Source organism: Paenibacillus sp. J22P51, assembly GCF_059692215.1.
The window spans coordinates 533,017-551,160 of sequence record NZ_JCAUAZ010000002.1 but is presented as its reverse complement, the minus strand read 5'-3'; the positions used below and the strand labels follow the sequence as shown (position 1 = coordinate 551,160).

General features: G+C 43.8%; 10 protein-coding genes. 3 read left to right on the top strand and 7 right to left on the bottom strand.

Annotated elements, in window-relative coordinates:
• Positions 1–7: 7 nt before the first annotated feature.
• Genes AC58QC_RS06940 through AC58QC_RS06930 form a run of 3 tightly spaced genes read right to left on the bottom strand, consistent with a single transcriptional unit; the run spans position 8 to position 2,529 of the window.
• Positions 8–949 (bottom strand): metal ABC transporter substrate-binding protein, encoded by a 942-nt coding sequence (locus tag AC58QC_RS06940; protein WP_497414456.1) that lies wholly within the window; start codon positions 947–949, stop codon positions 8–10.
• A gap of 39 nt (positions 950–988) precedes the next feature.
• A complete protein-coding gene (locus AC58QC_RS06935) occupies positions 989–1,876 on the bottom strand; it encodes a metal ABC transporter permease (protein ID WP_497414455.1) in 888 nt (295 codons plus the stop codon).
• Entirely contained in the window at positions 1,822–2,529 is a 708-nt protein-coding gene (locus AC58QC_RS06930; RefSeq protein WP_497414454.1) for a metal ABC transporter ATP-binding protein, read from the bottom strand. Before AC58QC_RS06930 ends, AC58QC_RS06935 begins: the two co-directional genes overlap by 55 nt.
• Positions 2,530–2,800: 271 nt before the next feature.
• Between AC58QC_RS06930 and AC58QC_RS06925 the strand changes: the two genes are divergently transcribed.
• Genes AC58QC_RS06925 through AC58QC_RS06915 form a run of 3 tightly spaced genes read left to right on the top strand, consistent with a single transcriptional unit; the run spans position 2,801 to position 5,919 of the window.
• Positions 2,801–3,820, top strand: a complete 1,020-nt coding sequence (locus AC58QC_RS06925; RefSeq protein WP_497414453.1) for a CobW family GTP-binding protein — start codon at positions 2,801–2,803, stop codon at positions 3,818–3,820.
• A 43-nt stretch (positions 3,821–3,863) separates the two neighbouring features.
• The gene (locus AC58QC_RS06920) at positions 3,864–4,874 is read left to right on the top strand and encodes a permease (protein ID WP_497414452.1); all 1,011 of its coding nucleotides are present in this window, start codon (positions 3,864–3,866) and stop codon (positions 4,872–4,874) included.
• 22 nt (positions 4,875–4,896) lie between these two features.
• Complete coding sequence (locus AC58QC_RS06915; protein ID WP_497414451.1) at positions 4,897–5,919, top strand: TIGR03943 family putative permease subunit; 1,023 nt, start codon at positions 4,897–4,899, stop codon at positions 5,917–5,919.
• 196 nt (positions 5,920–6,115) lie between these two features.
• Here the strand turns inward: AC58QC_RS06915 and AC58QC_RS06910 are convergent, their stop codons facing one another.
• From AC58QC_RS06910 to AC58QC_RS06895, 4 genes are all read right to left on the bottom strand, one after another.
• Complete coding sequence (locus tag AC58QC_RS06910) at positions 6,116–7,993, bottom strand: heparinase II/III domain-containing protein (protein ID WP_497414450.1); 1,878 nt, start codon at positions 7,991–7,993, stop codon at positions 6,116–6,118.
• Between the two features lie 33 nt (positions 7,994–8,026).
• Positions 8,027–9,598, bottom strand: coding sequence for an extracellular solute-binding protein (locus tag AC58QC_RS06905; protein WP_497414449.1), 1,572 nt, complete (start codon positions 9,596–9,598; stop codon positions 8,027–8,029).
• Positions 9,599–9,849: 251 nt separating this feature from the next.
• Positions 9,850–12,147, bottom strand: a complete 2,298-nt coding sequence (locus AC58QC_RS06900; protein ID WP_497414448.1) for an AraC family transcriptional regulator — start codon at positions 12,145–12,147, stop codon at positions 9,850–9,852.
• Positions 12,148–12,323: 176 nt separating this feature from the next.
• Positions 12,324–17,891 carry an endo-alpha-N-acetylgalactosaminidase family protein gene (locus AC58QC_RS06895; RefSeq protein WP_497414686.1) on the bottom strand — a complete coding sequence of 1,856 codons (5,568 nt, stop codon included), beginning with the start codon at positions 17,889–17,891 and terminating at the stop codon, positions 12,324–12,326.
• Positions 17,892–18,144 lie beyond the last annotated feature (253 nt).

Genomic DNA, 18,144 nt, shown 5'->3' with positions numbered 1-18,144 from the left:
TACTTGCCTATTCATCTAATGCTTTCTTCAGAGCTGCGAGATTATTGCTCATAACACCAATGTAATCCAAGTTTTTCTTCTTATCCTCATCCGTTAAACCTTCAATTGGGTTTAGAACATCTGTTTTGGCGTTAATTTCTTTGGCTATCGTATTGGCAACTTTGGGATCGATCAAGGTCTCAAAGAATATCGTTTTCACTCGATTATCCTTGGCAAATTTAATAATTTCAGCCATCTTATCAGGCGCTGGTTCTTCTTCAGGCGAAAGTCCAGCGATAGGCACCTGTGTTAAGCCATACTCTTTGGCCAAATAACCAAAAGCAGCATGCTGTGTGACGAATTCTTTATGATTAATGCTTTTGAGCGCGGTTCGGTACGATTCATCCAGAGTTTTGAGCTTTCCGATAAACACATCTGCATTTTTACGGTACTCATCTTTATGTGCGGGATCGGCTTGCGTTAAACCATTTACGATAGACTCAACCTCTTGTTGAGCGAGAACGGGACTCAGCCACACATGAGGGTCCATGATTGTGCCGCTTTCTTCCCCTTCACTCTCATGGTCATGTTCTTCCTCTTCCAATCCTTCCATTAAATCAATGCCCTTACTTGCTTCAACAACGACACGCTTCGTGTTCTCAGTACTCTTCAATGCTTTTTCTGCCCAGCCTTCAACGATACCGTTGTATACAAACACACTGGCTTCCTTCACCATTTTCATATCTTTTGCACTTGGCTCCCAATCGTGGGGTTCAACGCCGGGAGGGACTAAGGCCGTGACATTGGCATATTCACCGGCTACCTGCTTGGTAAATTCATACATGGGATAAAAGGTTGTTACAACATTCATCTTTCCATCACTTGAAACGGTGTTTGATGAGCATCCTGTCAATAGTACTGTCGATAAAGCGGTGAAAGCGAGTGATTTGACTACCCATGTTTTTTTCATTTTCATGATTCCCCCATTTAATTTGAGATTATAAGTAAGTTACACCGATTCGTTAGTCATTTGATGTATGCTGCCGAATGTGCTTTCTTCCGTTTGAAGCTTCTTTTTGTTGCTTGCTTTACTGAGCTTTAGAGCAACTCTTTTGACACTTAAACCAGCAATGAGAACGATAAGCAACAGAATGGCAATTGTTCCTCCTGGAGGTGTACTGAATTCATAAGATGCTGTCAGCCCAGAGAAAACGCCTATCAAACCAATACCCATTGCGATAAAAAGGGACGAGGTGAAACTAGGAGCAATTCGTATAGCCAGTGCCGCAGGAAGAACGATGAGTGCTGAGACAAGAAGTACACCAACGATAGGCATAGCAGCAGAGACAATCATACCGGTCAAGACACTAAAACCAAGGGATATCCATTTCACTGGGAGTCCATTTGTCTTGGCTGTATCTTCATCGAATGTAATCTGATAAAGAGGATGACGTAACAAAATGAAAAAAATGCCTCCTATTAAAGCAACCGCTAGCATAAGCAGGAGATCCGTTTCATTCACGGCAACGACAGAACCGAATAAATAAGCAGAAAATCCTTTATTAATACTTTGATTAAGACTCATAATGATTATCGCTGAAGACAAGCCACCGACCATGATGATCGCAACAGAAACTTCACTATAAGATTTATAAGACCTCCTAACATATTCAACCGCAATAGCACCCAAAGTTGCTACAACAAACCCGGATAACGTTGGATTGAATTGCAGGTAGGCTCCCCCTGCAACACCTGCCAAGGAGACATGAGAAAGCATATCTGCCATGAGTGCCTGTCTGCGAAGCATGAGATACACACCGAGAACAGAAGCAATAATAGCAATTAACCCACCGGCACAAAATGCCCGCTGCATGAAGTCGTAGTGCAGCATTTCCATCCTCCTTCCTCCTTCCTCTCCAGCTCAATAATCCGATCGAGATAAGGTGCTACTTCGGCAAGTCCGTGTGTTACCATAACGACAGTCCGCCCATGAACCTTCACTTGGTGGTGCATGAGCTGATAGAAATCGAAGCGACTATCCTGATCCATCCCTGTCGTTGGTTCATCGAGTACAAGCATATCGGGCTCCTGTGCAAGAGCTCTGGCGATGCATATCCGCTGCTTCTGACCACCTGAGAGTTCCCCAATTTTACGCTTGCGTAAATCCCACATTCCCACCTGCCGCAGCGCATTTTCCGTCAGCACATCATCTTCCATGCGAAGCTTCCGAAACCATGATCCGCTAGCATATCTACCAGAACGTACAAACTCCAATATGGTACTCGGGAATCCACTGTTAAAAGCGGAAATTTGCTGCGAGACATAACCTACTTGCAGCTTCTTGCCCTCTTTATTCAAAGGAGACAGGAATAAATTCCCCTTCCATGGCTGAAGCAAGCCCAACATAAGTTTAAGCAACGTAGATTTAGCTGCACCATTTGGGCCAGTTACGGCAACGAATTCGCCTGACTGAATCTCGACACTCGCATCTTGGATACATGGAATATCGTTATAACCAAATTCGACTCCAGTTAAAGAAGATAGAATCATAATTTCATTCCTCCAATCATATGTGTAAAAATTACGATTATTAGTCAATGTTCTTATTCGTAAAAATTACTTATTACAATGAGGAATATAGCCTTTTTAAGAAGCAGTGTCAATAACCAATATGAAAATAAGCCTTTCCATTCGTTAAACGAATGAAAAAGGCTGATCATTTGTATCACATCGCTTTTCAACTCTTGCAGCGAACTGTTTTTTATTATACAATTTGAATCGTAAACATTACTATTAATCATCGAGTGAAGGAGTTTTACTTTTGAGCAAAGTTCCCGTAATTGTTATGAGTGGTTTTCTCGGCAGCGGTAAAACGACACTGCTGATCCGCATGCTAAAAGAGTCTGCCGACTTCAACCTTATACCTGCTGTACTTATGAATGAGCTGGGGAAACAAGATGTTGACGGACATCTTCTCCAAGAAGCCTCTCCTGATGTGAACCTCGCCAAATTACTGGATGGCTGCATCTGCTGTTCCAAAAAGAGTGACATTAGTGATTCCATTAAACAACTCTTAGTTCGAAAACCCGATGTCATACTCATTGAATTGACCGGTGTTGCCAACCCTGAAGAAATCGTCGATGCGCTCACAGAACCTTCCTTGCTTCCATATGTGAAAATGCATAAAGTCATTACAATCCTTGACGCCGAAAATGTACTTGACTATAACAGTATCTTCGCTTCGGATCGTGAACTTGTTCACACGCTTCGCAGACAGATGGAAGTTGCGGATCTGCTGATTTTAAACAAAATCGATCTAGTCACAGACAAACAACTTAAGACTATTGAAAAAACAATTCGAAAATACAATGAACGCTCTTTGTTACAGCCAACTACACATAGTAAATGTGATTTAAACCTTATTTTCGGAGATCTCCTTCCGAGGCAGTCTCAACCTGCTGGTTCACTGACTTTCAGCAAAAGTATCCATATCCAAAAAAGCGTAATTACCTTAAAATCAAAGAATGATTCAACTGCACCAACAACATCTTTTTCACGTATTCAGAGCATATCCCTCCCAATTGTGAGTGACCTTCCTATTTCTCAACGCTTCATTGAACGCTATTTATCCCATTGGGGGCCTAAACTCCTTCGCGCTAAAGGTTACTTAGTCATCGGTACTAAACGTGAATCATTTCTCATGCAATTTGCTGGTAAACGAATAAACTGGGAACCAACTTCCTATCAAGGGACTCCTTATCTTGTTCTGATTGGCTTAGATTTGGATATAAGCACACTCGAGACAGATTGGGAGAGACGTATAATCGAATTGCACGCATAGTCCTCAGAAATAAAGCAGTCTATCTTAAGGAGTTTAGTTTACAATGCCGAATACGATATACAAAACTTCGATGCAAATTATGGCGGTAATTTGTTTCATCCTAATCGTTCTTCTTCTAAAAGATGTTGAATTCTTATCTAGTTTTTTTACACAAGAGCACCTGCAAACATTCAAAACCATCTTCATTAGCATTCTTCTAGAAGCGTTGCCGTTCATTTTACTTGGCGTATTACTTTCTTCTCTACTCCAAACATTCGTGTCTGAGCGAGCGATTCAGCGATTTATTCCCAAAAACCCCATACTTGGCATTTTGTTCGCATGCCTGCTTGGTATTCTGTTTCCGATGTGTGAGTGCGGTATGATTCCCGTAGTTCGAAGACTTATTCTCAAAGGTATGCCCGTCTACATTGCTGTTGTATTTATTATTACCGGACCGATTATTAACCCTATAGTGTTCGCGGCTACTTTCATGGCTTTCCGCAATCATCCATCCATCGCATATTCTCGAATGGGACTAGCTTTCCTTGTGGCCATTATTATCGGATTAATCCTTTATCGTTTTATCAAAAGCAATCCCTTACGGATCAGTCGTACTAGTTTTGCTTCCGGACAAGGTTTGGAAGGACATCAACATGCAGGAGACATTTCAACTAAATTAAACACTTTTTTCGTCCACGCTTCCAATGAGTTTTTTGACATGGGCAAATATCTAGTCTTCGGTTCACTGCTGACAGCCATCATTCAAGTTTTTATCCAACGTGACAGTTTGCTTGCCATTGGTCAAGGTCCAATCTCTTCCCACTTTTTTATGATGGGCTTTGCGTATATACTTTCCTTATGTTCAACCTCGGACGCGTTCGTCGCGTCTTCATTTCAAACGTCATTTACATCAGGTTCATTGCTTACTTTTCTAGTATTCGGACCTATGCTTGATTTCAAAAGCACGCTTATGCTGCTCTCGGTATTTAAGTCCCGATTCGTCTTGCTTCTCGTCCTCTTAATTTCAACTACAGTTCTCGCTTGTTCATTGTTATGGGAGCATTTTTTATCTTAATTAGCCTTAAGGGGGTATCAACTTGAGTCAAATTCGTATAACCAGCTTTCATTATTTCCTTCGTACGATCATTTTACTTGGCTTTTCAGGCTACATTGTGTACCTTACCAAATCAGATGCTCTTCAATATTACATCGCTCCAAGAATGATGATCTACGTTAAAATGGCTTCAGTTATTTTATATATTATTGCTAACTTTCAAGGATATCTGGCACTTCGTGCCTATTGGGGTAGACCCGTTGCCTGTGAATGTGAGCAGCCCGTTATGCGATCAGGTATGCGCAATACAATTGCATATGGACTTCTAGTATTGCCTCTAATGATCGGCTTTTTACTACCGGATACAGTCTTAAACAGCACGATGGTTGCTGCCAAGGGAATTAATCTTTCGGCAGGCACATCCAGTATTTCTAAACCCAAAATAACGTCAGCTGCCGATCTATCCAGCTCCCCGAGCCCTTCAACGGTCACAGACCCTAGCAAGATTAAGGTTAATCCTAAACCTGCTACAAGCGATAAAACGACGCCATTTATTCAGCCAACTTCTCAGCCTGAAGCTCCACCTGTATCTCAACAAGATGCTGACATTGAGAAATTGTTCAAATCTCCTGACGAATGGAACGAAGACTTTGCGAAAATGGGCGTCATTCTCTATAAAAAGGATCCTATCATTGTTGAACCTGACATCTATATGGAAATCCTTTCAACCATTGACCTCTTCAAAGATAACTTTATTGGCAAAAAAATTGAGCTTACCGGCTTCGTTTATCGTGAGGATAAAATGACAGCGAACCAATTTGTTGTGGGCCGCTTTGCACTAAGCTGTTGCTCAGCAGATGCTTCACCATATGGCGTACTGATTGACTTTCCATCAGCTCAATCGTACCAGAAGGACATGTGGGTCAAAGTAACAGGGACGATTGAGAATGGGAACTATAATGGCAATGATATTTTCAAAATTGCTGCCACCAAAATCGAGAAAATTGCTGCGCCCAGCTCACCTTATGTTTATCCGAATTTCGAACCGCTTAAAGTGCTGAAGTAGTTGGATTGAATCTAATATTAACTTTGTCTGATAAAAAAAAAAATGACCGGAATTCCTTATAATTAAAAGGATTTTCGGTCATTTTTAAATTTTCTTCCTTTTGAGCATTAGTAATAACTAGTCTATCCGAGATAACGATACCTCGAAAGTTAGTAGCCTGATCTTGAATAACACGAAGTGAACCTTGGCCTGCAATTCATCCTTTGCAAATACGCAATGTCCATACAGATGCAGTGACGGCTTGTTTAGCCTTAAGAATAATTCTGTACAAATATTCGCCCCAGGCGGCCTGCAGCCTCTCATCTGTTAGTTTGATTGCCTCGCTTGCAGCCAGCAGATTGCTTCCGTCATAGTGAATATATACTTTCTCGCCGCTGGGGTTCTGTAACAAAATGCTCCCATTATTGTTAATCTGTGGCATACAAGGAGTCATCAAGTGGACTATAATATCATCGGTTGCCTGAATAAGTTCAAAATCGTCAACGATCTCGATATACGATGCTTGGCCGCGATAAAGGCTATAAGTTCGTTTCCACGAAACGATACCTGCTGCCTCTGGATAGGCACAGGCCAGATTCATAGAAATTAGCGCAGCTGCATCATCGACCTGATAGCCCACTTCACTTGCTTTATACGCAATGCCAGCCTTCTGCTGAATGCCATTCACCATAGGCACATTGTGGTACGCTGACTGCATTGTCCAAATGTCGTACCGCTCCGGACTAAACGTTTTGGCGGTATACGTGCCTACACCGACATCAATCAGAAAAGGGTTCCCGTCCGAATATACAAGGAAATGGCCGATATCATTATGATTATGGCTCTCATCGTTATGGCCCCCTTTAACGGCCAAGTACAAACCATGGCTGGAGCCTTCTTGCTCCCTGGCAGTCATAACTTCGATACTGTTCATCCATACATCACGAACATATGGGGGTGTTTCTTTATTTTCCGCGAATTGTTCATCAACAAAAAAGGAAGGTATCACGCGATGCAGGGTTAGCCACCTGGAGAGTGGCGGTTTGTTCGTTTGATAGGCGGATGATGCTAATCTCATCAGATGCCGATCCTGAATGCGGGAACCATATCGGTATGCAGTCCCGGCTTCCATTTCAAATTTTGCGCTGCTGTCGGCAAAGTTAACAAAATAGTTGCCGTCAATGTGAACCCGGTATAAATATCGGCCGATTTCTTGAATCAATGGTTCATCATACAAGTTAATCTTGCCTTGGGAAGCCTCGCGCAGCAGTTCCAGACAGTCAAACAACGTACCGCCGGCACGATCCCAGTAAACCGGACCTTCATCGCATCCTCCGTCCGTACTGCAATCGCCTATATACCGGTCCAAAGTATGGATAACCTTTTCTATTGCTCGGTAGCGGCGATCTTCGTCGCACTCCATCAATAGGAAAGCAGATAAACAATTGGAGTTGATCCACGGATTCCAGTTGTTCATTTTACGGCTCGTCTCCAGTCCCATCCACCACAAATCGTTGCGTTCCAGATACGGATCGAAAATCCGGCGTTTCATTTCCAGTCGAATTCGACCGCATATGTTGGGACTAACTGCATCCAGCGGCTTTTGCAAAAGATAATGTGTGGTTGCCATCAAACTTGCCGTCTCCCCGGCAAACAAATCGATGTATTGGTCGGCAATATTAGGTATACAGTCAGATGAGCTTGCTTTAGAAATGACCATATGAGCGGGAATGACCCAAGAGGATTCTTCACAAATGGTCCAGATCCCATTCATGATCTGATCGATAAAGCGGCCTGCTCCCTCCATACATTCTGCAAGGACCAAGGATGCCAATGCTATTCTGCGTTCCTCGTATTTGCTCTGGAATCGCATTACATTTCCATTTCTTGAATATTCCATATAATCCACTGCTGTAAGTGCAGGCCATAAAAAGCTAAGGTAAGCTTCTCCTCTGGAAATCCAGAAGTTTCGAATAGAATCGGGAATCGATTCCCAAATTGCCCGATCCTGGGCTTTTGGATATGGATTATAGTTTTCATACGTGGTTATTACACTGGAAATATCATTCGTATAGCGCTCCGTTAGCATTTTCATCGACTCTCCTTACTTCAGTTTGAAAACCGTTGCTTATTTACCGCCATTCTTAGCTTTATAAGCGTCATTCACTTCTTTGATCAGCTTTTGGAAGGAAGCATCGTCTTTCATCGATTTCACGAATTTATCCCAATCTTCCAAGCTGTTTTTGCCTGCTAGTGTATTGATCTCGTTATCATAAATTTTCTTGAGGAAATCGGCGCCTTTTTCCATGTTCGTCGGCGTATTGATACCGGTTGCCGGATCCAGGATAGAATTTTTGCTGATCGCATCAACGAGATCATGGTCGTACTTAACAATCTCTGGAGTCATATCTCCGTGTTCGGCTCTTGTGTATTTGTTAAAGTATCCAGGGATCCATTGCCCAGGGTTTGGATACTGATTGACCTTACCGGCGTCTGTTTGCACTACGATGGTCGGAATGCTCGTATCTGTATAGTCTTTGTCCTTCACGCCAAATTGGATCTGCTTCCAACCTTCGAGTGTATTGCCATAATCCAATACTTCCAAAATCTTCTTCATTTTATCTTCCGGAACTTTCTTGTTGATCATCAATTGACCGAACGACCCTGCGCCTTTTTCATAGTAAATCTTGCCATCCGGCGCTACAGGAAGCTCATAAGCGACTGCATCCGCTTTCGGATTCATCTTTTGAAGTTCTTTGATCACATTCGGCGAATTGTAGATGTCGACAATATTGCCGATATACATCCCGATTTTGCCTTGAATGAACATATCCTTCAGCTGCTGAGTCTTCATGACCGGATAATCAGGCACGACTAATCCAGCCTTAAATGCCTTGCTCCAGTAAGCAAGAGCATCCTTCATCTGTGGTGTCGTGAATGCCGGAGATAACTGACCAGAGCTATCTTTAGCCCATCCTTGCATGAGCGAACCTGTCGTAGAGGAACCGAACATCGAGAACAAGTACGTCTGAGGGGATGGCGACGCATACGCGGCAAAACCGTATGTGTCAGGCTTGCCATTGCCGTCCGGATCGTTCTTCGTAAACGCCTCCATGACTTTATACATGTCGTCGGTTGTCTTCGGCGGCTGTAAACCTAATTTGTCCAGCCAATCCTTGCGAATAATCAGCGATTCATGGCCATCCTGCGGCCTAACCCGCGGTACACCCATCGTTTTACCGTTATACGAGAGTCCGCCATAGATGTCAGGATCGATCTTGGATAAGTTCGGATAGTTCTTGATATACGGTGTTAAATCCCAGAAAGCTCCTTGTGCAAGCGCCTGTGACCAATTTTGTTTGGTAATGTCCCACACAACTGTCAAATCCGACAAGTCGTTCGAAGCCAGCATGACATTCACTTTGTCTTCGTAATTATTAGATGGCACATAAGAAGCCTTGATTTTCACATTAAACTTCTGGTTGACTTGTTGAAGGGATTCCAAATCATTCTTAGGCGCATCATTGTAAGTAGGTGAGATAATCGTGATTTCCGTAGGCCCTTTGGTATCCGCTGCAATTGTAGACGCCGACGGTTGAGTGTCACCTGATTTAGCGATATTCCCGCTGCCGCACGCAGTCGCGATAAACATAAGGGCCACTGTTGCCGTAAGGCCTGTCATTTTCAAATACTTTTTCATTGGTTGTTCTCCCTATTTTTCTTTTGAATGTTGCAAGCGCAGATTTTATACCTACAATATAAGCTTACTGCTTTGTCGCCTACAAGACGCAATTGTTGCGCAGAGTCGCAAACCTGTCAGACCAAGGCTTTTCCTTGTCGTGTCGCATTCCTTGCGGAAAGGGTGCGACTTCAACATAATGATGCGGCTTTCGGCTGGATTCGATTTAAACAACAAAAATATGCTTGCAGGACTTAATCCCGCAAGCAAACTTAAGTATTGACTGACTCCCTATACTGTCCGGGAGTCGTCCCGACCTGTTTTTTGAAAACGCGCATAAAATTTTGACGCTGATACCCGACAAGAAGAGCGATCTCGCTGACCGGCAAATCGGTTTCTGCTATCATTTGCTTGGCTTTCTCAATACGGTATTCCGTCAAATAATCAATAAAGGCAGTCTGCATGATTTTCTTAAACCATTTGCTAATCTGGAACGTGCTGACACCGCAGTAATCTGCGCATTCTTCAAGAGAGATATCCCGATGATAATTGTCGTGAATGAAGCTTACGGCAGTCATCACCATTCGTTCATACTCCCCATGCCGATTTCCCTGAACGGCAGTAATAATTGGTGTAATCAGCGCTGTCATAAACCATGTGTTAATGTCCTCGATGCTCTTCAACTTGCGCAAATGCGTATAAGGATCGTATTGTTCGAACAGTTGCTTCGGCTCCACTTTTAAGCTGTATGCCGTTCTCATTGTAGCGGCAAGCAGCTGATTGTAATATAAAAGCACGCCCTCTGGAGATCTCGCCAGCCTTCTAACTGTCTCCATGAAGTCGTTCAACATGCGCTCCGCTTCCTCTTGATTGCCAAGCTTCAGCGAATTCTCGTAGTGCTGTTCCAGTTCCACGGGATAGCTGCTCTCGCTGACAAGGCTTCCTTCGTCCTGCAGCACTTTATTTCTCCCCGTAATGATACGTGACTCAAGTGCGAACATCGCTTGTCGGTATAATCCCGGCATTTCCTTCGTCTCATAACCGATTCCGCTCAACCCTACCGTCACTGGGAGATGCAAATAGTTCGAGAGTATATTCTGTATGTTCTCCGCGAAAGCAAAGAAATCAGGTTCCTCCTTGTCCGCTTCCGGGCTTTCCGGCACACTCCATAACCATGAGGCCAGGCTGTCATTCAATACATTGACCGTAACTCCTCGCCAGCCGCTCTGTGGAATAAATTCATCAATAATATTTTTCATGGAGTAGAGCATAAGCTCTTTGTCACTGTCACGGAATTTCCCCTCATGGGCTACATCCATATCGAACGCAATCGAAAGTACAGCGAACTCCGCTTGATCCGGAAGCTGATAACGCTTCAATAGTTCGCCTAATTGCTTGTTGGTATAATGTGCAAATTGACCTTGTAGCAGCTGTAGGACGAATGACTCGCGAATGATCGGCAACTGATGCGAAAGCTCTTTTTTTAGTTGAAATGCCGTATCTTTGAGCTCCAACCAATTTCGATGGACGAAACCCATCTCATCGGAATCAATCTCCGTACCGGAATCATTTCTGATGCTAGCCAGTAATCGTTCCACAGGCCGGTAAATTTTTCGACTGCCGAAGAATGAACCCACGACGCTAACAAGGATGAAAAAGAAGACGATGCCCATCGTCATGAACGCAATGCCTCTAGACTTGGCGTTCAATTCTTTCACTGGAATCACATCGATATATCTCCAATGACTGTAGTTTGAAGCGATGCTTGTAACCAGATAGGCGGTTCCATGCCAATTAAAATTATATTTGGACTTCCCTTCACCTGCCTGCAAAATGCTCTCATAGAAATTGCTTGGCTGAAGCTCGCCCGATGTCGTAGTAACTAACTTTCCCGAATCGCTGACAACGAACATGAATTGCCCTTTATAGACAGTCGAATCCCCGATGATTTCACGGAATTGACTTGCATCTACCGACGCGATAACAAGTCCAATCGGATCATTGCTGCCGAGCGGAAACTTGTTCACCAGTGTAACGCCTCTGTCCGTACCCGTATTCGGCGTCACTTGGAATGTCTCATTTAACCAGCGTAATCGGTAATTTTCTTTCAACTCATGGTCAAATTTGTCCCGAACGGACTTGTTTAAACCATCCGGTCTGATCGTCCCGCTCGTTGGAGAAACATAAGCCATATCCCGGATATAGAGCGCGAGTTCGCGCAAATCCTTGTTCGTATTTTGAAAAGCCCCGAGTATCTTATAAACTTTACCAAAGAAGTCAATCTGATCAACTTTCAAATCCACGTTGTAATCCGTGAGAAAATAAGGCGAGTTCAAAACTTGCAACAGGTTGATCTGAATCGTCTGCAGTTTTTTATCCACATTATCGGAAGCGGTCTTCAAAATCTGGTAATTTGCTTTGTTAACTTCGGTTTCTACGACGTACGAAGCATATAGGTAGCTGCCCAGTCCAGTGATGACCGTCGGCACAATCGAAATGAAAAGCGAGACGATGATCATTTTCCTCAGCATCGATTTCTTTTTCCTGGAAAATAATCCTAAAATTTTCATTTTATACAGCTCACCTCCCTATGATGTATTCGTAGTTTAACCCATGCCTTTTGTCGCAAGCAAGGCACAATTTTTGCGGGTACATATTATGGTTGCTTTCAAGGAAGCAATACGGAAGAAATAGGAAATAAGAACGCAATCAAGAGCGATGGCTCCTGACCGCGTTCTTAACGGGATTATTTGGACCAAATAGCAATTATAGCATTGGCATCCGTTGTTAAAACTTGCTTCGCATAGGCTGAAATTGCGCCCTGCTTCGCATTCTCGATTTGCTTTAACACATCTTGCATATGCTTAATTGCCTGATCATGATGCCCCTTGCTAAATTGCTCTAGAGACTGAGTAAATTTGTTTGTGATTTGCGTCCCGAGCGGTCCATTTATTTCACCGGATGCTATAAATTTAGCGATAAGCTGTTGCATAGCACTTACGCTAGTCGTGACATTCACGGTAATCTTGGTTATCTTCACATTCCCAGCCAGATCCGTCACAACAGCTTGAATAACATGGTTCCCTAATTGACCTTCCCAATTCACAATATCCTGTGTCTCTGAGCTCACTGCTCCATCGATAGTAACCGATTGTGAGGCCACACCGGACAATTGATCTTCCGATTGGATATTTAGCGTTAGCAATTGGTTGTCTTGGTATGTTGCCCCATTCACTAATGGGCCGCCATTTGCAGTAAGTACTGTTGTTGGTACTGTCCGATCGATATTGACGGTTAACGTTTGGGGAACTTCTACATTCCCAGCGTGGTCCGTTGATCGATATTGCAGCTGATAAATTCCTTCACTGAGTAAGAACGGAGCAGTAAAAGGTACGAATCCATTTGTCGACTGCTGGCCGTCTGAACTCTGGAAGACGTTCAATGAATATTCTGTTGAAGCTAGACCGGAATTATCTTCTTGAGATTTAAGCGTTACAGTAACATCGGAAGTAAACCAGCCACCAGAGCCTTTCACTCCATCCAAAGCGGCTTCGGTTGTCGGAGGTATGCCATCTGGTGTTCCAATCTTTTCATCGGAATTGCCGCTTTCTCCACTTGAGTTATAGGCGCTGACAGCAAAGAAGTAGGTTACTCCATTTTGAAGTCCCTCAATGGTCTTGCTGGTAACATTCCCAACATCGACCGATGACGTATACACGCCGTTAGCAGTTCCGTACTTGACTCTATAAGAGGTTGCTCCCGAAGCCTGCGTCCAATTCAAGGTTAGCTTACCGTTACCGGTTACGATATTGTTCAGATCTGGTGTTGCCGGGGAATCGGACTCGCGGATCACCGTCAGCGTATACGTTTTCGTCGTCAAATCCTGTGCCGTCACGACAATGTTGATCGTATTGCTGCCTACATTCAGGCTGATCGGTCCGCTTGCTTGCCCACTCGCAGCCTGCTGACCGCCCACTGTCAATGTCGCTTTGGCATCGTAGACCGATGCTGTTACTGTCATGCTTCTCACATCATTGGCCACATTCACTGTGTATGAAGTCGTCCCCGCTGCAAAGGCAGGATTCAACTGACCGCTTGACAAGCTCAGCCCTTTCAGATCTGCGTTATTAGACGGTGTGCTGATCGTGGGCGAAAGTGTCATATCAAGGATTGTTACATCTCCCATCGGCACAATAACATTTGAGCGTGATGCGTCCATGAATCCCTCTTTACTTACTGTAACGGTATAGCCAGAGCCAGATGGTATATCGGATATGGAATAGGTTCCGTCCATGGCCGTATTGACTGAACTATATACGGAGCTGGTAACAGATGCGGTCACAGCTGCGCCGGCAACTGGCCTATTATTACTGTCTACTACCTTGCCTTTAAGGCTTCCAGGTGCAGTATATTCGATCACTGGCCAGTATTGGGACAAGCTATTCTCTTTCGTCGCAAACTGACTGTCTGAAGATCCGCCTTTCAGGAGAGCATTCGATAGTTTGATGGAGATGTTTTTATCTTGGCTGGCGATTGCACTTTTCGCTAGATTCGTAACATCAATGACAAATGCAGTGTTAAGCACAGGCATAATAGGACTTCCATTCAATTTGGTCCCTATTACGGCAGGCTTGTTGTTCCAAGTAATCGTAGACTCGTTCCAATTATTCTGAACTTGCTCAACATTAATCCCAGGCGATACGGAACCGGCCGTTGTCGGATACATTTTAATCTTTGCACTGGTCACATTAGCCGGTATACTATTCAAGTTAAATTTGTAGATTGCTTCGCGGTTATAACCTAGTGCATCCCACTTTACCGATGTATTTGGCTCTGTACCAAAGTTCGTATTCGCGGACCCGCCGTCACGAACATAGGAATCCGCTGTTGCAACGATTGAAATGGCATTTAGTGTAGTTGCACTCACAGGTGCGCTCCAATCCGTTGTCTCTGTAGCGTTCTTGGTTCTTACCCTGTAGGTATGAGTAGAATTTAGTGCCAGCCCGGAATGCATGTAAGGGTACATAGCTTGTGAAACTACTTGGCCATCCACCTCCAAGTCATATCCGGTTGCTAAATCCGTCTCATTCCAGCTTACGCTTATCTGGGACGGGCTTAAAGGAGTTGCTTTCAATCCTGTTGGTACGGCCAGTGGAGGCTTTGTGGTTACAACGTCAATCGCAAAGTCATCGATGACAAAATCGATCATCCCTCCGCCGTTCTTAATAAACGAGATGTAAGTATCGTCATCATTTCCAGTCACAAAAGTCTTGGTAAATGTTGAATATGCGGTATCGCTGGCCGATGAAGGAAGCGCTACGTTAGACAAAGTAGTTGAACCGTTATTTCCCATAATAGCAACAGAATATGCACCATTGTATTGGGAACCAAGCAAATAGTTAAAGTTAAGTTTGTACATCGTATTTGGTTGCAGTTTGACGTTGTACGGCACAGTCCTCATGTATTCGCCTGTTTCAGTTGAAGTGGTCTGACGCATTTTCAATGAATAATTGCCATGGATCGTATCAGTCGTAAAACCACTATGGAACTCTGATCTGTGGATACGTCCGACCATCTTGGTCTGTACAAAAGGTCCAATACCTTCGTCATTGCTCTCAAAGTCTTCGTAGAAATAGTGACTTCCAAATGGCGTCGTATTCATTTCTACAATACGTACGTCATCAAGGTACATGTAAGATTGTGGCGACCCTGCATTTGCAGTGAAGTAAATGTTCGCACTCGTTTGATTAGCCGGAACTGTAAATTCAAGCTTAATTCGCTGCATTTTATTCCGATTGAACCTTAGCGTATTATAGATCTGGTTTGTAAATTCCGATTTTTCCATTGTGTTCGTTACTTCAGGTCCACCATAGTTTTTGACGCCGATCGTTCCAGTTCTTCCATTAACCTCCATCCACGCAGAAAGCTGATAGGTCTTGCCTGGGGTCAGCCCTGTTATGGTCTGGCTCAATGTCCCATCCGCACCGTTGTTTCCGCCCACTTTCATAAAAGTCTCGCCAACGTTGCTGTTTTCAATAATCATATGGCTTGCGCTACCGCTAGTAGACGCTGTTGTCCATGCTGAGGTTGCGGGCGATAAGTCGTGACTGTCGAAGCCAGGATCCTTCACAAATCCGCCTTCTCCCCAAATCATTGCAGGGTTCGTTTGCTCACCTTTGTAGACGACATAAGGCGTATTCGCTGCTGCTACAATTGTTACCTGACCGTTCGTTACACCCAGGTCCTTCACAAAAGTTTTACCGGTATCGGATAACTGGTACAACTTCACTGTACTCATCCCGGCCCAACTGTTTGGAAGATCCCAAGTAGTGGTTCCTCCGACCGTGTTAAAGTGATAGATCTTCGTCTCATCCTGAGGATCCCAAGGAACAAATATTTTGGCGCTTACGTTCTCGATGTTATAGCTTGAAGTATCATAATTATTCTGATAGACGGCAAGCTTTTTATTATCCTTGTATAACTCAACTACCGGATTAGGATCAGAAGTCGTTTGTTTTACATAAACATTGTTATTGAAATCGATCCTGTTGTTCGTCCATTTCATAATGTCAAAGTTTTGCATGTACTTCATCAACAGATTGTTGGTATAAAATATTTTCATTTGGCCCGTTAAGGTCGTATTATTTCCCTGATCGTCGTTACCGTCGTCCCCATAGCCCATGGAACCTGCATGTCTTGATTTCAAAAGCATGTGGTTGAAGCCATAGGAATCTGCAACGCCGTTCTTAATGAACCTTACCACCTGACTCTTCATCTGCGGCACGTGGTTCCAAACTGCATAATCTTCCAGCGAGCCTTGGAACTCCGTACCTACAATCCAACCATTCTTGTTTAATTCTGTTCCGAGCTTCCACTCTGGGTAACCTTGGAAATAATAAACATCCACATAAACCCACTTCAAGCCAGGAACATTTTGCTTAAGTTCAGCAAGCCTGTCAGCCAAGCCGTGAGGCCCAAAGTTGGTAGCATCCTTATACTGGTCGATTAGGTACGACTGGTCGAGCGAATTCCAACCTGGCTCATGCGGCTGTCTGAGTAGACCTTCACTGTAGTAGGTTGCTTCCGGATAAGCCTCGGTTGCATTGATATGCACCCCTACGTTCGTGTTATATTTTGCTGCTTCATTCACAAAATAGTTTAAGTCGTTAAGTCCCCCTGCCCTCTTATTGATGTTGATTCCGTAGTCAGGGTGGTTAGAATCGTGGCCTTCGGCCTGATGTCCCTTATATTCCAAGAACTGCCCGAAGCCGTCGGTATACAGGTTAATCTTCTTCACCATATCCAGCGTTCGCAGGAACGGCCATTGCGCAAGGCTGGCGCGAGTATATGCGATATGGGCGAAGCTCTTCTTAATTGTGTCGGCACCATATGGAATTTTCATGATCTGTCTGTAGGCAATACCGCCATCCTGCCAGTCTACCGTACTATCATTGTTGGCATCCGCTGTAATGGCAATCTTAGCGTATGGAAGTTCCATAACCTCCGACGCTACTTCCCTGTACGTCCAAGCATTGTTCCATGCGCCCATTCTCTTATAACCGGTCTTGTTCACCGTCTGGTAATAGTATCTAGTTTCATTCTTGACACCCAGAATCTTGTTTCCAGTTGTAGGCGTAAGATTAATGCTGTTATTATACATGGTTGCTGCCAGCTTATCGGTATTCAAAATAAGATAAGATTTGGCCACCGGGTTAGCGTCAACTGCCTTGGCAGACAATGTGTTGTATTCTTCCTTGGAATTGTCATCGTAATTGACGGAGCCTTTGACATCAACCCCTGTTTCTTTCGCACCCGGCTGATCATCCCGAATCGATATCAGATTTTGGTTCGGAATTTCAAAGGTCATCACTTTCGTCGTGCCGCTTTCGGTAATATCGCTTACCTTAAATTCGACTACGTTATCGGTAACCTTGAAGTATGTAGTCATTGTTACACCAATACTAGAAATATTCAGTGTATAGGTAATCGTATCCCCTGTTGTAACACTTGTTACAGCTGGTGTGTAAGTCGTACCGTTGATTTTGACCTGACTCAGCGTGTCTTCATTTCCGTAAAATACGGCGTTTTGAGACGCTCCCTCTCCCAACCATTGGTATTGAATAATTCTTGGGAAAGAATCATCCACTGTCACGCTCAGTTTAGTAGATTGAATGCTGTTCTGACCTGCCGCAAGAGCGTTGACCTCGCCAAAAAACGATTGATTGCCAAATGAGAAAAACGGTGCCAAGAAAAACAAAAGCGCCATCGTGATTTTTAATTTTCTGCTTAAACTCTTTTGAATATATTTACTCATGGTTGACACAATCAAATACCTCCTTCAACTCCTCCATATCTTTAAAGCGCTTGCAGAACTCCCACTGCTTCGTTAAAATCTTTCATCTCTCACCACCTTCTGATGCTTGCGCAAAGTTTCTAACTTACTTTTCACAATCTACGATTAATAAACTGTCGCCTACAAGGCGCAATTGTTGCGCGGCTTCTTCCTTGTGTTGAATTGAACTGTTGCGGGCTATTGTCGCAATTATTGCATACAGCCGGAGACATCA